Source organism: Nocardioides mangrovi, assembly GCF_020073815.1.
GTDB classification, from domain to species: domain Bacteria; phylum Actinomycetota; class Actinomycetes; order Propionibacteriales; family Nocardioidaceae; genus Nocardioides; species Nocardioides mangrovi.
This window is the reverse complement of the sequence record NZ_JAIQZJ010000036.1, coordinates 1-1,461: the sequence shown is the minus strand read 5'-3', so window position 1 is coordinate 1,461 and position 1,461 is coordinate 1. Positions and strand designations below refer to the sequence as shown.

General features: G+C 68.5%; 1 protein-coding gene. It reads left to right on the top strand.

The genetic code is table 11. The features are described from left to right. Nucleotides 1-211 precede the first annotated feature (211 nt). Complete coding sequence (locus K8U61_RS24690; protein ID WP_224125673.1) at nucleotides 212-1,444, top strand: IS110 family RNA-guided transposase; 1,233 nt, start codon at nucleotides 212-214, stop codon at nucleotides 1,442-1,444. Nucleotides 1,445-1,461: the final 17 nt, after the last annotated feature.

Sequence of the window (1,461 nt, the reverse complement as noted above, 5' to 3'; positions counted from 1 at the left end):
CCACCGACACTGATGATGCTTGTAGCGCTTGGGGATTCTGACTCTGCCGCCGACTGTCGACCTGTTGGTCTGACCCTCAGATTGGACTGTCGAGTCCCTGGGCGTTCGTTCGCCGGCCGGGCGGACATGACCTCATAAGAGCCTGGCGAAGCCTCATCAGTGTCCTGTCTGCTCGCCCGACCGGCGTCGACCATCCGACCGATCGGGATCGATGACGGAAGGCAGGACCATCATGACAAAGGACCGCGGGGAGCCGGTGGGGATCATCGGCGGGATCGACACCCATGCCGACACCATCCATGTCGCGGTGATCGACCAGCACGGTCGCCCGATCGGCGACCAGGAGTTCGCGACCACCCCGGCCGGCTACCGGGCTGCGTTGGCGTTCCTGGTCGGCCACGGTCGGCTCGAGGTGATCGGGATCGAGGGCACCAGCTCCTACGGGGTGGGGATCACCCGTGCCGCTCAGCGGGCGGGGATCGCGGTGCGTGAGGTGACCCGTCCCGACCGTGCTGCGCGGCGCCGGCAGGGGAAGTCCGACCCACTCGATGCCTACGAGGCCGCTCGGGCGGTCCTCGCGGGACGCGCTCAGGCGGACGCGAAGACCGAGGACATCGACGCGTTGCGGGCCCTGGTCATCGCCAGGCGTTCCGCGGTGAAGTCCCGACAGGCTGCGCAGGTCCAGATCCGCCAGGAGCTGGTGATCGCACCGGTCCGGATCCGGGAGAAGTACCGCCGGCTGTCGATGGTCCGGCTGATCAAGGCCCTGGCCGGTTGCCGGCCCACGGTCCTCGACGACCGGGCGGAGCGGGCCGTTGCGTTGTCGTTGAGGAGCCTCGCTCGGCGTCACCAATACCTCACTGCCGAGGTCGCCGACCTCGATGTCGAGCTGAGTGACCAGATCGCCACCATCGCTCCGCACCTACTGCAGGTACGCGGCGTCGGAGTCGCGGTCGCAGCCCAGCTGTTGATCACCGCGGGCGGGAACCCCGAGCGGCTGCGGTCCGAGGCCTCGTTCGCGGCCCTGTGTGGGACCGCGCCGGTCCCGGCCTCGTCGGGCAAGACCACCCGGCACCGCTTGTCGCGCGGCGGTGACCGCGCCGCGAACTACGCCTTGCATGTCGTCGCCACCGTCAGGATGGCCTGCGACCCGATCACCAAGGCGTTCGTGGCTCGCCAACGCGACCGCGGCCGGTCCAGCGTTGAGATCATCCGGATCCTCAAACGAGCCATCGCCCGCGAGATCTTCAGGCACCTCACCCGACCCGCGCCAGCACTCGACGTCGCCGACCTGCGCGAGCTACGCCGCGCGAAGAACATCACCCAAGGAGCTGCAGCCGAAGCCCTGGCCGTTCACCAGATCACCATCAGCCGCACGGAGCGAGGACTGTTCATCGACACCGCCCTCGTCGACCGCTACCGCGCCTGGATCCGCGCCGCTTGACACCCATAGGAGCTTCA